The sequence below is a fragment of the Micromonospora sp. bgisy143 genome, from assembly GCF_057708145.1.
Map to the genome: position 1 here is coordinate 65,683 of NZ_JBYIRN010000015.1, position 17,177 is coordinate 82,859.

The 17,177-nt window shown below is 71.9% G+C and carries 17 protein-coding genes; 10 read left to right on the forward strand and 7 right to left on the reverse strand.

Annotated features, from left to right (window positions below; genetic code table 11):
• Positions 1-55 precede the first annotated feature (55 nt).
• On the reverse strand, positions 56-1,174 hold the full coding sequence (locus tag AC3EN4_RS18550) for a GuaB3 family IMP dehydrogenase-related protein (RefSeq protein WP_421473148.1): 1,119 nt from the start codon (positions 1,172-1,174) through the stop codon (positions 56-58).
• Between the two features lie 27 nt (positions 1,175-1,201).
• Complete coding sequence (gene guaB, locus AC3EN4_RS18555; RefSeq protein WP_435207102.1) at positions 1,202-2,764, reverse strand: IMP dehydrogenase; 1,563 nt, start codon at positions 2,762-2,764, stop codon at positions 1,202-1,204.
• A 186-nt stretch (positions 2,765-2,950) separates the two neighbouring features.
• On the opposite strand from guaB, the gene AC3EN4_RS18560 reads away from it, so the two are divergent.
• Positions 2,951-3,367, forward strand: coding sequence for a DUF5319 domain-containing protein (locus AC3EN4_RS18560; RefSeq protein ID WP_422736902.1), 417 nt, complete (start codon positions 2,951-2,953; stop codon positions 3,365-3,367).
• A gap of 136 nt (positions 3,368-3,503) precedes the next feature.
• Here the strand turns inward: AC3EN4_RS18560 and AC3EN4_RS18565 are convergent, their stop codons facing one another.
• A complete protein-coding gene (locus tag AC3EN4_RS18565) occupies positions 3,504-4,322 on the reverse strand; it encodes a helix-turn-helix transcriptional regulator (protein WP_422736903.1) in 819 nt (272 codons plus the stop codon).
• 256 nt (positions 4,323-4,578) lie between these two features.
• Here AC3EN4_RS18565 and AC3EN4_RS18570 point away from each other — a divergent pair, with 256 nt between their 5' ends.
• Entirely contained in the window at positions 4,579-4,962 is a 384-nt protein-coding gene (locus tag AC3EN4_RS18570) for a WhiB family transcriptional regulator (RefSeq protein ID WP_355050692.1), read from the forward strand.
• 213 nt (positions 4,963-5,175) lie between these two features.
• Here the strand turns inward: AC3EN4_RS18570 and AC3EN4_RS18575 are convergent, their stop codons facing one another.
• From AC3EN4_RS18575 to groES, 3 genes are all read right to left on the reverse strand, one after another.
• Entirely contained in the window at positions 5,176-6,933 is a 1,758-nt protein-coding gene (locus AC3EN4_RS18575) for a molybdopterin-dependent oxidoreductase (protein WP_435207103.1), read from the reverse strand.
• Between the two features lie 127 nt (positions 6,934-7,060).
• Entirely contained in the window at positions 7,061-8,704 is a 1,644-nt protein-coding gene (gene groL / locus AC3EN4_RS18580; protein ID WP_422736905.1) for a chaperonin GroEL, read from the reverse strand.
• A 70-nt stretch (positions 8,705-8,774) separates the two neighbouring features.
• Positions 8,775-9,089 carry a co-chaperone GroES gene (gene groES, locus AC3EN4_RS18585; protein WP_030330046.1) on the reverse strand — a complete coding sequence of 105 codons (315 nt, stop codon included), beginning with the start codon at positions 9,087-9,089 and terminating at the stop codon, positions 8,775-8,777.
• 259 nt (positions 9,090-9,348) lie between these two features.
• Here groES and AC3EN4_RS18590 point away from each other — a divergent pair, with 259 nt between their 5' ends.
• The 8 genes from AC3EN4_RS18590 to AC3EN4_RS18625 all read left to right on the forward strand — a co-directional run bounded on the left by AC3EN4_RS18590 (position 9,349) and on the right by AC3EN4_RS18625 (position 16,889).
• Positions 9,349-10,530: a THUMP-like domain-containing protein gene (locus AC3EN4_RS18590; RefSeq protein ID WP_435207104.1), complete on the forward strand. Its 1,182-nt coding sequence runs from the start codon at positions 9,349-9,351 to the stop codon at positions 10,528-10,530.
• A 9-nt stretch (positions 10,531-10,539) separates the two neighbouring features.
• Positions 10,540-11,019, forward strand: coding sequence for a Cys-tRNA(Pro) deacylase (ybaK, locus tag AC3EN4_RS18595; RefSeq protein ID WP_435207105.1), 480 nt, complete (start codon positions 10,540-10,542; stop codon positions 11,017-11,019).
• A 177-nt stretch (positions 11,020-11,196) separates the two neighbouring features.
• Positions 11,197-12,288: a sugar ABC transporter substrate-binding protein gene (locus AC3EN4_RS18600; RefSeq protein WP_435207106.1), complete on the forward strand. Its 1,092-nt coding sequence runs from the start codon at positions 11,197-11,199 to the stop codon at positions 12,286-12,288.
• A 115-nt stretch (positions 12,289-12,403) separates the two neighbouring features.
• Positions 12,404-13,222 (forward strand): ATP-binding cassette domain-containing protein, encoded by an 819-nt coding sequence (locus tag AC3EN4_RS18605; protein ID WP_435207107.1) that lies wholly within the window; start codon positions 12,404-12,406, stop codon positions 13,220-13,222.
• Entirely contained in the window at positions 13,219-14,481 is a 1,263-nt protein-coding gene (locus tag AC3EN4_RS18610; RefSeq protein WP_435207108.1) for a sugar ABC transporter permease, read from the forward strand. Before AC3EN4_RS18605 ends, AC3EN4_RS18610 begins: the two co-directional genes overlap by 4 nt.
• A gap of 22 nt (positions 14,482-14,503) precedes the next feature.
• Positions 14,504-15,685 (forward strand): ROK family protein, encoded by a 1,182-nt coding sequence (locus tag AC3EN4_RS18615; RefSeq protein WP_435207109.1) that lies wholly within the window; start codon positions 14,504-14,506, stop codon positions 15,683-15,685.
• A 19-nt stretch (positions 15,686-15,704) separates the two neighbouring features.
• Positions 15,705-16,010 carry a DUF1707 SHOCT-like domain-containing protein gene (locus tag AC3EN4_RS18620; RefSeq protein WP_435207110.1) on the forward strand — a complete coding sequence of 102 codons (306 nt, stop codon included), beginning with the start codon at positions 15,705-15,707 and terminating at the stop codon, positions 16,008-16,010.
• Between the two features lie 138 nt (positions 16,011-16,148).
• Positions 16,149-16,889 carry a DUF4142 domain-containing protein gene (locus tag AC3EN4_RS18625; protein ID WP_435207111.1) on the forward strand — a complete coding sequence of 247 codons (741 nt, stop codon included), beginning with the start codon at positions 16,149-16,151 and terminating at the stop codon, positions 16,887-16,889.
• Between the two features lie 23 nt (positions 16,890-16,912).
• Here the strand turns inward: AC3EN4_RS18625 and AC3EN4_RS18630 are convergent, their stop codons facing one another.
• Positions 16,913-17,167 (reverse strand): hypothetical protein, encoded by a 255-nt coding sequence (locus AC3EN4_RS18630; RefSeq protein ID WP_053660576.1) that lies wholly within the window; start codon positions 17,165-17,167, stop codon positions 16,913-16,915.
• Between the last annotated feature and the right edge of the window lie 10 nt (positions 17,168-17,177).

The following is a 17,177-nucleotide window of genomic DNA, read 5'->3' on the forward strand; positions in this document are numbered from 1 at the left end:
GAGGGCCGGCCCGCGACGTCGCGGGCCGGCCCTTTTCGCGTACGGGGTGAGCGCGTCAGCGGTCGAGGACCAGACCGACCTTCTGGAACTCCTTGAGGTCGCGGTAGCCGCACTTGGCCATCGCCCGGCGCAGCCCGCCGAACAGGTTGAGCTGGCCGTCCGCCTCGTCCGCCGGACCGAAGAGCAACTGCTCCATCGAGCCGAGCGGCTCACCGGACACCTCGAAGGCACCCCGGGGCAGCGACGGGTGGCTGGCCGCCGAGTGCCACCACGCGCCACCGGCCGGCGCCTCGTCGCAGAGCGACAGCGGCTCGCCGAGCATCACCGCGTCCGCGCCGCAGCCGAGGGCCTTCGCGATGTCACCGGAGGTCTGGATGTCACCGTCGGCGATCAGGTGCACGTACCGGCCACCGGTCTCGTCGAGGTAGTCCCGGCGGGCCGCGGCGGCGTCCGCGATGGCGGTGGCCATCGGCACCCGGATGCCCAGCACCGACTCGGTCGTCGACCACTCGTCGCCGCCGATGCCCACGATGACGCCGGCCGCGCCGGTCCGCATCAGGTGCAGCGCCGTCTTGTAGTCGGTGCAGCCGCCCACGATCACCGGCAGGTCGAGGTCGGCGATGAACTCCTTGAGGTTCAGCGGCTCGTCGGTCGTCGACACGTGCTCGGCCGAGACGATGGTGCCCTGGATGACCAGGATGTCCACCCCGGCGTCCAGGATCACCGGCGCCAGCGCGAGCGTGTGCTGCGGGGAGACCCGCACCGCCACCGTGCCGCCGCCGGCGCGCAGCTCGCGCACCCGCTCGGCGATCAGGTCGGGACGGATCGGCTCCGCGTACACCTCCTGGAGCCGCTTGGTGGCACGGGCGTCCTCGTCGAGGCCGGCCAGCTCGTCCAGCACCTTCGTCGGGTTCTCGTAGCGGGTCCACAGCCCTTCGACGTTGAGCACGCCGAGACCGCCGAGCTGGCCGAGCCGAACCGCCGACGACGGGCTCATCGTGGCGTCCGAGGGGTGCCCGACGCAGGGGATGCCGAACGGGTACGCGTCGAGCTGCCACGCGGTCGAGACGTCGTCGACGTCCCGGGTCCGGCGGCTCGGCACGATGGCGATGTCGTCCAGGTGGTAACCGCGCTGCGCGGTCTTGCCCAGCCCGATCTCGACCACGTCACGCATGGGGGACTCCAGATTGTTGGGGGATGGTCAGCGGGAGTGGTAGTTCGGCGCCTCGACGGTCATCTGGATGTCGTGCGGGTGGCTCTCCTTGAGCCCGGCCGCGGTGATCCGGATCAGCTGGCCACGCCGGTGCAGCTCGGGGATGCTCTCCGCGCCGACGTACCCCATGGCGGCCCGCAGCCCGCCGATGAGCTGGTGGGCGACCGCGGACAGCGGGCCCCGGTAGGGCACCTGGCCCTCGACGCCCTCGGGGACCAACTTGTCCTCGGCGAGCACGTCCTGCTGGAAGTACCGGTCCTTCGAGTACGACTTGGCCTGCCCCCGGGACTGCATCGCGCCGAGCGAGCCCATCCCGCGGTACGCCTTGTACTGCTTGCCGTTGATGAAGATCAGCTCGCCGGGGCTCTCCTCGCAACCGGCCAGCAGGCTGCCCAGCATGACCGTGTCGGCACCGGCGACCAGCGCCTTGGCGATGTCGCCCGAGTACTGGATGCCACCGTCGCCGATCACCGGCACGCCGGCCGGTCGGGCGGCCCGGGCCGCCTCCATGATCGCGGTGATCTGCGGGACGCCGACACCGGCGACGATCCGGGTCGTGCAGATCGCGCCCGGGCCCACACCCACCTTGATGCCGTCGGCGCCGGCGTCGACCAGCGCCTTCGCACCGGCGTACGTGGCCACGTTGCCGCCCACGATGTCGATCGTGACGTCCTTCTTGAGCCGGCGGACCATGTCCAGCACGGCCCGCTGGTGCCCGTGCGCCGTGTCCACGATCAGCACGTCGACGCCCGCGTCGACGAGCGTGCGGGCCCGCTTGTACGCGTCCTCGCCGACCCCGACGGCGGCGGCCACCCGCAGCCGGCCCGCGTCATCCTTGGTGGCGTTCGGGTACTGCTCGCTCTTGGTGAAGTCCTTCACGGTGATCAGCCCGCGCAGCCGGCCGGAGTCGTCCACGATCGGCAGCTTCTCGACCTTGTGCCGGCGCAGCAGCGCGAGCGCCTCGTCCTTGCTCACCCCGACCTGGGCGGTGACCAGCGGGGTCCGCGTCATGATCTCGCGGACCGGGGTGTCCGGCTCGGAGACGAAGCGCATGTCGCGGTTGGTGACGATGCCGACCAGCTGGCCGTTGCCGTCCACCACCGGGACGCCCGAGATGCGGTACCGCCCGCACAGCTCGTCCACCTCGCGCAGCGTGTCGTCCGGGCTGGCGGTCACCGGGTTGGTGATCATGCCGGACTCGGAGCGCTTCACCAGGTCGACCTGGAGCGCCTGGTCCTCGAGGGAGAGGTTGCGGTGCAGCACGCCGATGCCACCCTGGCGGGCCATGGCGATCGCCATCCGCGCCTCGGTGACCGTGTCCATGGCGCTGGACAGCAGCGGAACGGTCAGTTCGACGTTGCGGGTGAGCTTCGTCCGGGTGTTGACCCGGCTGGGCACGACGTCCGACTCGCCCGGCTGGAGCAGCACGTCGTCGAAGGTGAGCCCGAGCGGAACGACCCGGGCCGAGCCCGCGGGCAGCTCGGGCAGGTGGCCGCCCAGGTCGGCGTGCTCGCCGCCGGCCGGAAGATCAGTGCTGGGCGAATTTTCCACGATTGCTCCCCTGAGCTGCTCGGATGGGCTTCAGCGAGGTGGCGCGGGCGGGCACCGGAACACGCCACGGTGCCGGCACGTCGTCCCATCGTACCCAGTGACCTGCGCGAGCTGGATCGGCGGCGGCTGCCTCGGCGCGGTGCCCGGGGGCGGACGGCCGCGCCGCGTTGGGTCTACGGTGAGGGGGTGCACGACGAGCCCATCGACCCGTTCAACGGCGACCCGGCCGACCCGACCGCCGGGCTGGACGATCCGGGCGACGACGCGACGTCGGATCCGCTGACCGACGTCGAGCGGCAGGACGTGCTGGAGGACCTCGCCGACCTGGAGATCTACCAGGCCCTGCTGGCCCCCATCGGGGTGCGCGGGCTGGTCATCGAGTGCGAGGACTGCCGGGAACCGCACTACTTCGACTGGGACCTGCTGCGGGGCAACCTGCGGCACCTGCTCAACTCCGGGCGGCCCCGGGTGCACGAGCCGGCGTACGACCCGGATCCGGACCACTATGTGACCTGGGACTACGCCCGTGGCTACGCCGACGGGGTGCACGACACCCTGACCGAGGGCACCGAGGACGAACCGGGCACCGCCACCGCCGACTGACGTTCGCGCCGTCCGGGGCGCCTCCGGACCGCTCGCTCAAGATCGTGCAGGAACAGGGAAGTAGTGGCCTCGCCGCGCGGGGAGACCACTACTTCCGGGTTCGAGCACGATCAAGGGCGGGGTGCGGCTCGGGCGTTCAGGAGACCAGGCCGGCTCGGAAGCCGGCGGCGACCGCGTGGGCGCGGTCCCGGGCACCGAGCTTGCGGAACAGCCGACGCGCGTGTGTCTTGACGGTGTCCTCCGAGACGAACAGTTCCCGGCCGATCTCCGCGTTGCTCTTGCCCTCGGCCATGCCCAGCAGCACCTGGAGTTCCCGTTCGGTGAGCCCGATCGAGGACCGGCCGGCACGGGTGCCCGAACCGGGCCGGACGGTGTCGGACTGCCCGGTGGCGGTCCCGTCGGTCGCCGACTCGACCTCGTCGTCGCCCCGCTGCACCGGTACCGATGCCACGCCCGCCGGCCCGTCGCCGGTCGCGGCGGTCCAGCCGGGCTCGGTGGCGCCGCGTACCGACGGCGCGGAGCGGCCCGAGCCGCCGACCGCCGCCGCGTCCCGCGCCGGGTCGGTGACGCGCTGCCGGGAGGCCCGGCCGGGCGCGGTCAGCAGGAGCAGGGCCTTGGCGACCGCGCTGGTGAGGTCGTGGTCGGCGTTCTGGATCAACCCACGGGCGCCGGCGCTGATGGTGGCGGCCGCCGCCTCGGACTCCTCGGCGCCGAGCAGCACGACCGCGGCCTGCGGTGCGCGGGCCAGCACCCGGCGGACGAAGCCCGCGCTGTCCGGCCGCGTCAGGGCCGTGTCGGCCAGAACCACGTCGGCCGGCCGTTCGGCGAGTCGCAGCATCACCTCGGGGTCGGAGACGGCGGTACGAACGATCGCGGACAAACCCAGCCGTGCGGCAGCAGAAGTGAGGTGCTGAGCCGCGAGCGGTGTCCGAACGCACACAAGAACGGTACGCACTGTGTTGGTCTCCTCTCCGCACACGAGCAGACCATGACGGCGTCGGCTGGGGAGGAGGTTCCCGGCAATCATCTGAACTTTTCCGACAGATGGGGCAAAAGCCGCAAGTTGCCAGGCGTTTTGGATCACAGACGTGTGAGCCGGCAACGACCCGGGTACCGGGGGGTCCAGGCCGGGAACGGTGCGCCTGCGCGGCCCGCCGCCCGGAAGCCGGCCACAAGCATTCTCGCGGTGCCGCGCGGGAGGAGGGGTGCTGATGTCGAACGTACGTAGACTGCCCGGACCCATCGTCGACCTCTGGGACTGGCAGCGGCTCGGTGCCTGCCGAGGCCGGGACAGCGCGCAGTTCTTCCACCCGGACGGAGAGCGTGGGTCGTCGCGGCTGCGGCGGGAGTCCCAGGCCAAGTCGGTCTGCCGCGCCTGCCCGGTCCGCGCCGAGTGCGCCGCGCACGCGCTGTCGGTCCGCGAGCCGTACGGCGTGTGGGGCGGCTTCAGCGAGTCGGAGCGGCTGCGCCTGCTCGCCGTCGGCTGGGAGGACCTGGCGGACCGCCGGCAGATCCGGGTCGACGTGGCCCGTCTGGAGGCCCGCCTGGGCCGCCCGCACAAGTCGACGGTCCCGGCCCAGCGCAACGTGGCCTGACCCGACACACCACCCCGACATCACGAACCGCGCTCCCGCCCAGCGGGAGCGCGGTTCAGCCGTACCCACCCACCCACCCCGGCCCCTGACCCGCCGGCCCCGCCTCGGTGATCATGAAGTTATTACCCGCGATACGCCGTGAGCGTGGCGATAACTTCATGATCACCGAGGGCTGAGCGGGGGCCCGGGTGGGGTGGGTGGGGCGGGTTGGGGTTAGCGGACGTTGACCGTGACCGTGTGGTAGCCGGTGGCGCCGTCCGGGGCGACGCTCTGGGTGCGCTCGGTCTGGGTCTCGCCGGTCGCGTCCGTCGCCCGGACCTGGAGCCGGTGCTCGCCCGGCGTCGCGTCCCAGCGCCAGGACCACTGGACCCAGGTGTCCACGGACACCGTCGGGGCCAACTCCGCCTCCTGCCAGGGGCCGTCGTCGACGCGTACCTCGACCCGGCTGATCCCCCGGTGCTGCGCCCAGGCCACGCCGGCCACCGTCACCGGACCCGCGGTCAGCCGGTTGCGCCGCCGTGGCGCGTCGATCCGCGACTGGGTCTTGATCGGCCCCTGGGCGGACCATCCGCGCGGCACCCAGTACGCGTCGAAGTCGGCGAAGCGGGTCAGTTCCAGCTCGGTCACCCACTTGCAGGCCGACACGTAGCCGTAGAGACCGGGCACCACCATCCGGACCGGGAAGCCGTGCTGGACCGGCAGCGGCTCGCCGTTCATGCCGATCGCCAGCAGCGCGTCCCGCCCGTCGCGCAGCGCGGCGGTGGGGGTGCCACACGTCCAGCCATCGACCGACCGGCCGACGACCTGGTCGGCGTCCTCGTCCGGCTGGACCTCGTCCAGCAGTTCCCGCAGCGGTACGCCGAGCCAGCGCGCGTTGCCGATCAGGTCCCCGCCGACCTCGTTGGAGACACAGGCCAGCGTGACGTACCGCTCGACCAACGGTCGGGCCAGGAGATCCGCGTAGCTGTAGGTGCGCTCGGTGCCCACCCGGCCGTGGATGCGCAGCCGCCAGGTGTCCGGGTTCACCTGCGGCACCACCAGGGCGGTGTCGATCCGGTAGAACCCGGAGTTCGGGGTGACGTACGGCGCGAGCTGGGCCAGGGACAGGTCCGCGCCCGCCGGCACGGCCGGTGCGGGTACGGCCGGTGCGGGCAGCCGGATCGCGTCCCGGGCGGCCGAGACACCCCGTCGGCCGGCCAGCCAACGCCCGCCGAGACCGGCCACGGCCGCCGTACCGAGCAGCACTCCGGTGCCGGTGAGGAACCGCCGGCGCGACTCCGGGTCGACCCCCTCGACCGGCGCGGCCGGTGTCACCGGGACCGGCGGCCCGGCCGGCGACACCGGCTCGCCAGCGCCCCCCGGCGAGCCATCAGGAGCGCCCGGCGAGCCACCAAGCCCGGCCGACGAGCCACCAAGCCCGGCCGACGAGCCACCAGGCCCGGCCGGCGAGCCAGGAGCGGCCGGCGAGCCAGGAGCGGCCGGCGAGCCAGGAGCGGCCGGCGACACCGGCGCGGGTGGGGTCCAGGGCCAGGGGTCCAGCTCGAACGGGCCGGCGATGAACAGCCAGAGCACCAGAGCGCCGAGCGCGCCGCCGACCAGCGACGGCAGCGCGTCGAAGACGTCCGCGCCGGGGCGGGTCAGCGCGGCGGCCACACCGACCAGGCCGAACGCCGCGATACCGGCCTGACCCACGGCCAGCCAGCGGACCGCCAGCATGCCGAGCAGGGCGGCGAACCCGGCCAGCAGCAGGGCCGTTCCGGTCAACAGGGCAATCTTGTCGGCGGTCCCGAAGACGTCGATGGCGAACTGCTTGAGCGGCTCGGGAACGGCGTCGACGACCACCCCGCCGACCGCGACCAGCGGTGCCGACCGGGGTCCGGTCAGCACCGCCACCGGCTCCGCGCTGCCGATCGCGACGGCGGCGGCGGTGACTCCGGCCAACGCGGCGTACCGCCGTGACGTGGTGCTCATCGGCCCAGTGTGCGCGATCATCTCGGCCGGTCGCCAACGACGTCAGCGGTTGGTAATGATCGCCCAGACGAAACCGGGGCACACCGCCGTACGGCGGTGTGCCCCGGAACGGGTGTCGCTACAGGCCCTAGAAACCCGGGCCGTGCTGGTGGCCGTGGCCGTGGCCGTGCCCACCACCGGCGGCGGCCGGCTCGGGCTGCTCCGGCTTGTCCACCACGAGGCTCTCCGTGGTGAGCAGCAGGCCGGCGATCGACGCGGCGTTGGTGACGGCGTTGCGGGTCACCTTCACCGGGTCGATGATGCCGGACTTGACCAGGTCGCCGTACTCGCCGGTGGCCGCGTCGAGACCGCTGCCCCACGACATGCCGGCGACCTTCTGGGTCACCACGTAGCCGTCGTGGCCGGCGTTCTGCGCGATCCAGCGCAGCGGCTCGACCAGCGCCTTGCGCACGATCGAGACGCCGACCTTCTCGTCGCCGGTGAAGCCCAGGTCGTCGTCGAGCACGGGGAGGATCTGCACCAGGGCGGCGCCACCGCCGGGCACGGTGCCCTCCTCGACCGCGGCCTTGGTCGCCGCGATGGCGTCCTCGATGCGGTGCTTGCGCTCCTTCATCTCGACCTCGGTCGCCGCACCCGCCTTGATCACGGCGATGCCGCCGGAGAGCTTCGCCAGCCGCTCGGCCAGCTTCTCCCGGTCCCAGTCGGAGTCGGAGGCCTCGATCTCCTTGCGGATCTGGGCCACCCGGTCGTCGACCTCGGCCTTCTGGCCGCCGCCGTCGACGATCGTGGTGTTCTCCTTGTCGACCACGACGCGCCGGGCGGTGCCGAGCACCTCCAGGCCGACCTGGTCGAGCTTGTAGCCCAGCTCCGGCGCGACCAGCTCGGCGCCGGTGGAAATCGCGATGTCCTGGAGCATGGCCTTGCGCCGGTCACCGAAGCCCGGGGCCTTCACCGCGCAGACCTTGAGGGTCTTGCGCAGCGAGTTGACCACCAGGGTGGAGAGCGCCTGACCGTCCACGTCCTCGGCGATGATCAGCAGGGGCTTGCTGTTCTGCAGGACCTTCTCCAGCAGCGGCAGCAGCTCCTCGATCGCCGAGATCTTCTGCGTGGTGACCAGGATGTACGCGTCCTCCAGGACGGACTCCTGGCTCTCCAGGTCGGTGACGAAGTTCGGCGAGATGAAGCCCTTGTCGAACTGGAGACCCTCGGTCACCTCCAGCTCGGTGGTGAGCATCGAGCCCTCCTCAACGGTGATGACACCGTCGCGGCCGACCCGCTCCATCGCCTCGGCGATCAGCTCGCCGATGGTGGCGTCCTGCGCGGAGATCGTCGCCACGTTCGCGATCGACTCCTTGCCGGCGACCTCGACGGCCCGGCCGAGCAGCGCCTCGGAGACCTTGGCGGCCGCCGCGTCGATGCCCCGCTTGAGGCCGGCCGGGTTGGTTCCGGCGGTCACGTTGCGCAGGCCCTCGCGGACCATCGCCTGCGCCAGCACGGTCGCGGTGGTGGTCCCGTCGCCGGCGACGTCGTTGGTCTTGGTCGCCACCTCCTTGACCAGCTGCGCGCCGAGGTTCTCGTAGGGGTTGGTGAGCTCGATCTCCTTCGCGATGGTCACGCCATCGTTGGTGATCGTCGGCGCACCGAACTTCTTGTCCAGGACGACGTTGCGCCCGCGCGGCCCGAGGGTGACCTTGACCGCGTCAGCGAGGGCGTTGACACCGTGCTCCAGCAGGTGTCGGGCGTCGTCCGAGAAGCTGAGGATCTTCGCCATGAATGTCCCTTCGAAGCGCCGCTGCCCCGGCCCGGCGAGCCGGACCGGGGCAGCGACACTGATCGGTTGCTTACTTCTCGATGACCGCGAGGACGTCGCGGGCGGAGAGCACCAGGTACTCCTCGCCGGCGTACTTGACCTCGGTGCCGCCGTACTTCGAGTAGAGGACGGTGTCGCCGACCTGCACGTCAACCGGGACCCGGTTGCCGTTGTCGTCGACGCGCCCCGGACCGACAGCGAGGACGGTGCCCTCCTGCGGCTTCTCCTTGGCGGTGTCGGGGATCACGATGCCCGACGCCGTGGTGGTCTCAGCCTCGTTCGCCTGGACCACGATGCGGTCCTCGAGCGGCTTGATCGCAACCTTGGTCGCGGTAGTCACGGGCATACCCTCCTGGGGTACTGGTTTCGTTGCCGGCCAGCGGGGCTGACCAGCGTCAATCTGCCTCATGCCACCGGGCGGGGCCGTCGTCGCGGGTGCCGGTCCGCCTGGCGTGCGCACCCGGGTCGCGAGACCCGGAAGCTGGCACCCTCAGGGCGAGAGTGCTAATCGCAGGTTATTCCGTGGCTAGCACTCCGTCAAGGAGAGTGCCAGCGCGTCGCGCCCCGCCAGCGGGTATTTTCCCCTCGGCCGGGAGAATGGGCCGGTGGATCTCGATCAGTTGGCGGCACTGCGTACCCCCGAGGGGTCGGCCGCCCTCACGGCGGCGGCCGAGCTGGCCGGCGGCGATCCACTGGCCGCGGCGTCGGCGCTGCGGGCGGCCGGGGTGCCCCCCACGCTGGCGGCGGCGGCCCTCACCCAGGCCGAGCTGCGGCACCGGGCGGTGGGCAAGTTCGGCCCGGCCGCCGCCGGGATGTTCCTCACCCGGCCCGGCCTGGAACAGGCGACCCGCCGGGTGGTCGCCGACCGGCGGGCCGCCCGGCTGCGCGCGGCCGGCGTGCGCACCCTGGCCGACCTCGGGTGCGGCCTCGGCGCGGACGCGCTGGCCGCCGCCCGTGCCGGCATCCGGGTGTACGGGGTGGAGGCCGACCCGGTGACCGCGGCGATGGCCGCCGCCAACGCGGCCGCCGCCGGGCTGGCCGACCTGTTCACGGTCGAGTGCGGCGACGCGACCGCGTTCGACGTCGCCCGGGTGGACGGCGTCTTCTGCGACCCGGCCCGGCGGGCCACCGGCACCGGACGACGGATCTTCGACCCGCGTGCCTACTCGCCGCCCTGGGACTTCGTGACCGGCCTGGCCGAGCGGGTGCCGCGCACGGTGGTGAAGGTGGCGCCGGGCCTGGATCACGCGCTCATCCCGGCCGGCGCGGAGGCGGAGTGGGTCTCCGTGGACGGCGACCTGGTCGAGGCCGCGCTCTGGTGTGGTGAGCTGGCCGAGGTGCCCCGCCGCGCCAGCGTGTACCGGCAGGAGATCCACCGGCTCACCGGCTCGGGGGACACCGAGGCGCCGGTCGGGCCCCCGCGCCGCTACCTGTACGACCCGGACCCGGCGGTGGTCCGCGCGCACCTCGTCGCCGAGCTGGCCTCGGAGCTGGACGCCGGCCTGGCCGATGAGAGCATCGCGTACCTCTACGCCGACCGCCCGACCCGCACCCCGTACGCGCGCTGCCTGGAGATCACCGACGTGCTGCCGTTCTCGCTCAAGCGCCTGCGGGCGTTGCTGCGCGAGCGTCGGGTGGGCCGGGTGGAGATCCTCAAGCGGGGTTCGGCGTTGACGCCGGAGCAGTTGCGGCGGGACCTACGCTTGGCCGGGGACCAGGCGGCGAGCCTGGTGCTGACTCGGGTGGCCGGAGCGCCGACCGTGCTTATCGGCCGGCCCGTGGTCTAGGTTCGGGGCGTGGCGGGACAGGGCACTCCGGCAACGGCACTACTGGTCAAGCGCGGGATCGCGCACCGTACCCATCCGTACCGGGTCGCACCGGACGCCCCGAACTACGGCGCCCTGGTGGCGGCGGCGCTCGGTGTGGCGCCGGAGCGGGTCTTCAAGTCGCTGGTGACCGAGGTGGATGGCGTCCTCACCGTGGCGGTCGTACCGGTGACCGGCGAGCTGGACCTGAAGGCGCTCGCGGCGGCGGTCGGCGGCAAGCGGGCGGCGCTCGCCGACCGGACGGTCGCCGAGCGGGCGACCGGCTACGTGCGGGGTGGGATCAGCCCGCTCGGGCAGCGGCGGCGACTGCCCACCGTGCTCGACGACTCCGCGTTGGACCTGCCCACGATCTACGTCTCCGCTGGTCGACGCGGGCTGCAGCTCGAACTGGCGGCGGCGGACCTGGTGGCGCTCACCGGTGCCCGTACCGCGCCGTTGCAGGCCCGCTGACCTGTCGTTACATCGTTCTTTTGGTGGGATGTTCGGCGAGTAACAGTTGCGTTGCTGAATTGTTATCGCTTCCAACAAACTTGGGACCTGCGCGGTCTTGTGGTGCTGGTGTGACGCGGAATACGTTGCCGGACACAACAAAACAACACCTCCCCCACCTCCGAAAGGACCCTGCACATGCGTAAGGGGATCCTCACCATCGCCGCCGTGGGCCTGCTCGCGACCGGCGGTTTGACCGCGTGCGGCGACGACGACTCCGGCTCCGGCAGCTCCGCCAAAACTCCCAAGATCGGCGTGATCCTCCCGGACAGCAAGTCGTCCGTCCGCTGGGAGACCGCGGACCGTCGCTTCCTCGAGGAGGCGTTCAAGGCCGCCGGCGTCCAGTACGACATCCAGAACGCCCAGAACGACAAGACCGCGTTCCAGACCATCGCCGACCAGATGATCACCAGCGGCGTCACCGTGATGATGATCGTCAACCTGGACTCCGGCACCGGCAAGGCCGTGCTCGACAAGGCCAAGTCGCAGGGCGTCGCCACCATCGACTACGACCGACTCACCCTGGGCGGCTCGGCCCAGTACTACGTGAGCTTCGACAACGAGGTCGTCGGCAAGCTCCAGGGCGAGGGCCTGTCGAAGTGCCTGACCGAGAAGGGCGCCAAGAACCCCGTCGTGTCGTACCTGAACGGCTCCCCCACCGACAACAACGCCACCCTGTTCAAGGCCGGCTACGACTCGGTGCTCAAGCCGAAGTTCGACTCCAAGGAGTACGTCAAGGGCCCCGAGGACGCCGTGCCGGCGTGGGACAACGCCCAGGCCGCGACGATCTTCGAGCAGCAGCTCACCAAGGCCAACGGCAAGATCGACGGTGTGCTGGCCGCGAACGACGGCCTCGGCAACGCCGCCATCTCGATCCTCAAGAAGAACAAGCTCAACGGCAAGGTGCCGGTGACCGGCCAGGACGCCAGCACCGAGGGCCTGCAGAACATCCTCGCCGGTGACCAGTGCATGACCGTCTACAAGGCCGTCCGCGAAGAGGCCAAGGCCGCCTCGGACCTGGCCATCGCGCTCGCCAAGGGCGAGCGGAAGGACACCGGCCAGACGGTCAAGGACCCGGAGGGCAACCGCGACGTCCCATCGGTGCTGCTCACCCCGAAGGCCATCTACAAGGACAACGTCAAGGACGTGATCGCCGACGGCTACGTGACCAAGGAAGCGGTCTGCACCGCGGCGTACGCCAAGGCCTGCGCCGACGCCGGCATCAGCTGACCGACGCCGCAGTACCCGCCGGGACGACCACCGCCGCCCGGCACGGGAGCACCCCTCCCGTGCCGGGCGGCGCCCGCCGGACGGGCCCCGACCCTCCCTTAAGAAGGAGACCCCCGTGTCCGCGACCCCCCTGCTGGAGCTCCGCGGGATCGACAAGAGCTTCGGTCCCGTCCAGGTGCTCCGCGACGTCGCCCTGACCGTCCACCCGGGTGAAGTGACCGCGCTGGTCGGCGACAACGGCGCCGGCAAGTCGACCCTGGTGAAGTGCATCAGCGGCATCCACCCCACCGACGCCGGCGAATTCCTGTTCAACGGCGAGCCGGTGCACATCGGCAGCCCCCGCGACGCCGCCGCCCTCGGCATCGAGGTCGTCTACCAGGACCTGGCGCTCTGCGACAACCTGGACATCGTGCAGAACATGTTCCTCGGCCGGGAGAAGCGCAGCGGTCTCGTCCTGGACGAGCCGACCATGGAGCAGCTCGCCGCCGAGACCCTCGCGGGGCTCTCCGTCCGCACCGTCACCTCGCTGCGCCAGCACGTGTCCAGCCTCTCCGGTGGTCAACGCCAGACCGTGGCCATCGCCAAGGCGGTGCTGTGGAACAGCAAGCTGGTGATCCTGGACGAGCCGACCGCCGCGCTCGGTGTGGCGCAGACCGCCCAGGTGCTCGAACTCGTCCGCCGCCTCGCCGACAACGGCCTGGCCGTGGTGCTCATCTCGCACAACATGAACGACGTCTTCGCCGTCGCCGACCGGATCGCCGCGCTCTACCTCGGCCAGATGGTCGCCCAGGTGAAGACCACCGACATCACCCACGCCCAGATCGTCGAGCTGATCACCGCCGGGCGTTCGGGCGCACTCGGTCTCGCCACCGAGCCGGGCAGCAACGGCGACGGCCCGCAGCCGGCCGAATCGATTCCAGGAGGCGACCGATGACCACCACCGCCGTGCGCAAGGACGGCCCGGCGGCCGTCACACCGCCGCCGACCGTCGGCGGGCACGCCCGCAACTACCTGAGTCGGGTACGCGGTGGCGACGTCGGCGCGTTGCCGGCCGTACTCGGCCTCATCGTGCTCTGCACGGTGTTCGCGGTCATGCGGCCCTCGTCGTTCCTGTCGGCGGGCAACTTCGCCAACCTCTTCACCCAGGGCGCGGCGGTCACGGTGATCGCCATGGGCCTGGTCTTCGTGCTGCTGCTCGGTGAGATCGACCTCTCCGCCGGCTTCGCCAGCGGCGTCTGCGCGGCGGTACTGGCCAATGTGGTCACGGTGCTCGGTTACCCCTGGTGGGTCGCCGTCCTCGCGGCGATCGCCACCGGCCTGGTGATCGGCACAACCATCGGTCTGCTCGTGGCGAAGATCGGCATTCCGTCCTTCGTGGTCACCCTCGCCGGTTTCCTCGCCTTCCAGGGCATCGTGCTGCTGCTGGTGAAGGATGGCACCAACATCTCCGTCCGCGACGACGTGCTCGTCGCAATCGCCAACCGCAACCTCGCCCCCACCCTCGGTTGGGCGCTGGCCGTCATCGCGGTCGTGGGCTACGCGGCGGTACAACTACTGCGGCACCGCAACCGGGTGGCCCGCGGCCTGATCAGCGACCCGATCGCCGTGGTGGCGCTGCGGATCGCCGGACTCGCCGTCATCCTCGGCGCGGCGGTGTACGTCCTCAACCTGGAGCGCAGCCGCAACGTCCTGATCAGCTCGCTCAAGGGCGTGCCGATCGTGGTGCCGATCATCGCGGTGCTGCTGGTCGTGTGGACGTTCGTCCTGCAACGCACCAGCTACGGCCGGCACATCTACGCCGTGGGCGGCAACCGGGAAGCGGCCCGCCGGGCCGGCATCGGCGTCGACCGCATCCGGATCTCGGCCTTCGTGATCTGCTCGTCGATGGCCGCCGTCGGAGGCATCGTGGCCGCCAGCCGGGCCAACTCGGTCGACCCGAACACGGGGGGCAGTAACGTACTCCTCTACGCCGTGGGCGCGGCCGTCATCGGTGGCACCAGCCTCTTCGGTGGCAAGGGTCGCGTCCTGGACGCCGTACTCGGCGGCGCGGTGGTCGCGGTCATCGAGAACGGAATGGGCCTGATGGGATACACCGCGGGAGTCAAGTACGTGGTCACCGGCATCGTGCTCCTGCTGGCCGCGAGCGTCGACGCGCTCTCCCGCCGTCGCGCGGCAGCCACCGGCACCCGCTGACCGCGCGGGAGGTAGCACCAGCATGCGCCCGGCGCCCAGCCAGGAGGAGGTCCGCCGGCAGAACCTGGGGGCCCTGCTGCGGTACGTGCACGTCCACGGGGCGACCACCCGCGCCGAACTCACCACGGCCCTGGGGTTGAACCGGAGCACCATCGGCGCGCTCACCGCCGACCTGGCCGGCGTCGGGCTGGTCAGCGAGGGAACGCCGAAGGAGACCGGCCGGGCCGGACGACCGTCAATCGTCGTCCGGCCCGAGTCGGCCCGGGTGTACGCGTACGCGTACTCCGTCGAGGTGGACCGGCTGCGGGCCGCGCGGGTCGGTCTGGGCGGCGCGGTGCTGGACCGCCGGGAGCTGGACCGCCCACGCGGCCTGCTCGCCGCGGAGGCCGCGCCGTTGCTGGCCGGCGCGGTCAAGGAGATGCAGCAGGCGGTGCCGGCCGGCGCGATCTGCGTCGGCACCGGCGTCGCGGTCTGCGGCATGGTCCGCCGGGAGGACGGCCTGGTCCGGCTCGGCCCCACCACCGGTTGGGTGGACGAACCGATCGGCGCGGCGCTCGGAGCCGAGTTGGGCCTGGACGTGCCGGTCACGGTCGGCAACGTGGCGGACGTGGCGGCCTTCGCCGAGCACACCAGGGGCGTCGCGGCCGGCTGCGACAACGTCATCTACCTGTACGGCGACGTCGGCGTCGGGGCCGGGATCATCGCGGGCGGGCGGCGGCTCACCGGACACGGCGGGTACAGCGGCGAGGTCGGGCACATGAAGGTGGTCCGCGACGGGATGCCCTGCGAGTGCGGCGCCCGCGGTTGCTGGGAGACCGAGATCGGCGAGCACGGCCTGCTGCGCGCGGCCGGACGCTCCGACGCGCGGGGCCGCGACGCCCTGCTGGCCGTGTTCGACGCCGCCGACCGGGGGGACGCCCGGGCCCAGACGGCGGTACGCCAGGCCGGCGACTGGCTCGGCTTCGGGGTCGCCAACCTGGTCAACGTCTTCAACCCCGAGATGGTCATCTTCGGTGGCACCATGCGCGACCTCTATCTCGCGGCGGCGGCCCAGATCCGCAGCCGGCTCAACTCCAACGCCCTCGGCGCGTGCCTGGAACACGTCCGGCTGCGCACCCCCAAACTCGGCCCGGACGCGCCCCTGGTCGGCGCCGCCGAGCTGGCCTTCGAACGACTGCTCGCCGACCCCCTCGACGTCGGCTGACCCGCGTACGCTGTCCGGCGTGGACGTCGAGCTGCGCGCCTCCGACGACGACCGTCACCGGGTGGTCGCCGAGCTGCACCGGCACACCACGGCGGGCCGCCTCACCCTGGACGAGTTCTCCGAGCGGGTCGGCGCGGTGTGGACCTCCCGTACCCTCGGCGACCTCGCCGCCCTGACCCGGGACCTGCCGGCCCTGCCCGACCCCGCAGCCGCGGCCAGGGATGACGGCGGGATCGGGCACGGCCGCCGGGAGCTGCTGGTCCTCTTCGCCGTCGCCGCGCTCACCCTGCTGCTGCTCGGCGGCTTCCTCGCCGTCACCCGCTGACCCGCGTCCGCTATTCGGCGCGGCGGCGGTGAACTGATCGGACGATCAGTCCGTACCAGTGGGCGGACGGGCGGCCGGCAGAAGTGCGGCTGCCCGGTCCAGACGCGTTTCGGTCCGGACCGAGGAGGCACCGCAGACATGGCACCGCTCAGAACCGTCCGTCGCCGGCCGGGACACCGGATGCACCGTGCGGCGATGTTGCTCATCGCGATCATCGCGGGGGTCGGTGTCCTGCCCGGCGTGGCCATCGCCGCCCCCGCCGGTGGGCAGCAACTCAACGCCGCCGACATGACGCTGCTCAACGGGGTGCGGTTGGCCGGACTGTGGGAGATGCCGGCCGGGCAGATGGCCGCCGAGAAGGGACAGTCGGCCAAGGTACGCGAGATCGGCGCCAACATCGCCGGCGAGCACCAGAAGCTCGACGAACTGGTCGTCGAGGCGGCCAACAAACTCGGCGCCACCATCCCTTCCGAGCCGACGGCCGAACAGAAGGGCTGGCTGTCGGAGATGCAGAAAGCCTCCGGCGCCCGGTTCGACCAGATCTTCGTGACCCGACTCCGGGTCGCCCACGGCAAGATCTTCCCGGTGATCGGCGCGGTGCGGGCCAGCACCCGCGACGCGACCGTCCGCAAGCTCTGCGAGGACGCCAACGCCTTCGTGCAGCACCACATGCAGATGTTGGAGTCCACCGGACTGGTCCGGTGGCCCGAGCTGCCGCCGGCCGCGCTGCCCGCGCCCGGCAAGGACGGCCTGCTCGCCGCCGCCGGGGCGAACGCGGGACCGCAGGTCGGGGTGAGCAGCACCGTCGTCTGGTTGGTCTTCCTCGCCGCCCTCGGTACCGGCGGGATCGCCACCTACCGGATGCTGCGCCGTAGCTGACCGACCGGCGAGGTGGCCCGGAGTCAGCGGTCGACCTGGGTGAAGTCCCAGGAGTGCGGGGCGCGGGCCACCAGCAGGGCGGGCGGGTCGGGCAGCGGACGAGGGTTGCTGCGCCACTTGGAGATGACCACGACCCGATGGTCGGTGGACGAGAAGACCTCGCTGGACACGTGGAGCGGGTCGTGCTCCAACTCGGGCAGGGCGGTGTCGCACACCCAGGTGATCAGGTCGGCGACGCCGTACGCCTCCGCGCGCGCCTCCCACATCCGCACGATCATCTCCGGCGTC

Coding starts and splice junctions, on each gene's coding strand:
- groES (WP_030330046.1), bottom strand. CDS start 9,089: ATGCCCGTGACTACCGCGACCAAGGTTGCGATCAAGCCGCTCGAGGAC.
- AC3EN4_RS18610 (WP_435207108.1), top strand. CDS start 13,219: ATGACCACCACCGCCGTGCGCAAGGACGGCCCGGCGGCCGTCACACCG.
- AC3EN4_RS18615 (WP_435207109.1), top strand. CDS start 14,504: ATGCGCCCGGCGCCCAGCCAGGAGGAGGTCCGCCGGCAGAACCTGGGG.
- AC3EN4_RS18600 (WP_435207106.1), top strand. CDS start 11,197: ATGCGTAAGGGGATCCTCACCATCGCCGCCGTGGGCCTGCTCGCGACC.
- AC3EN4_RS18625 (WP_435207111.1), top strand. CDS start 16,149: ATGGCACCGCTCAGAACCGTCCGTCGCCGGCCGGGACACCGGATGCAC.
- AC3EN4_RS18630 (WP_053660576.1), bottom strand. CDS start 17,167: ATGATCGTGCGGATGTGGGAGGCGCGCGCGGAGGCGTACGGCGTCGCC.
- AC3EN4_RS18550 (WP_421473148.1), bottom strand. CDS start 1,174: ATGCGTGACGTGGTCGAGATCGGGCTGGGCAAGACCGCGCAGCGCGGT.
- AC3EN4_RS18575 (WP_435207103.1), bottom strand. CDS start 6,933: ATGAGCACCACGTCACGGCGGTACGCCGCGTTGGCCGGAGTCACCGCC.
- AC3EN4_RS18570 (WP_355050692.1), top strand. CDS start 4,579: ATGTCGAACGTACGTAGACTGCCCGGACCCATCGTCGACCTCTGGGAC.
- groL (WP_422736905.1), bottom strand. CDS start 8,704: ATGGCGAAGATCCTCAGCTTCTCGGACGACGCCCGACACCTGCTGGAG.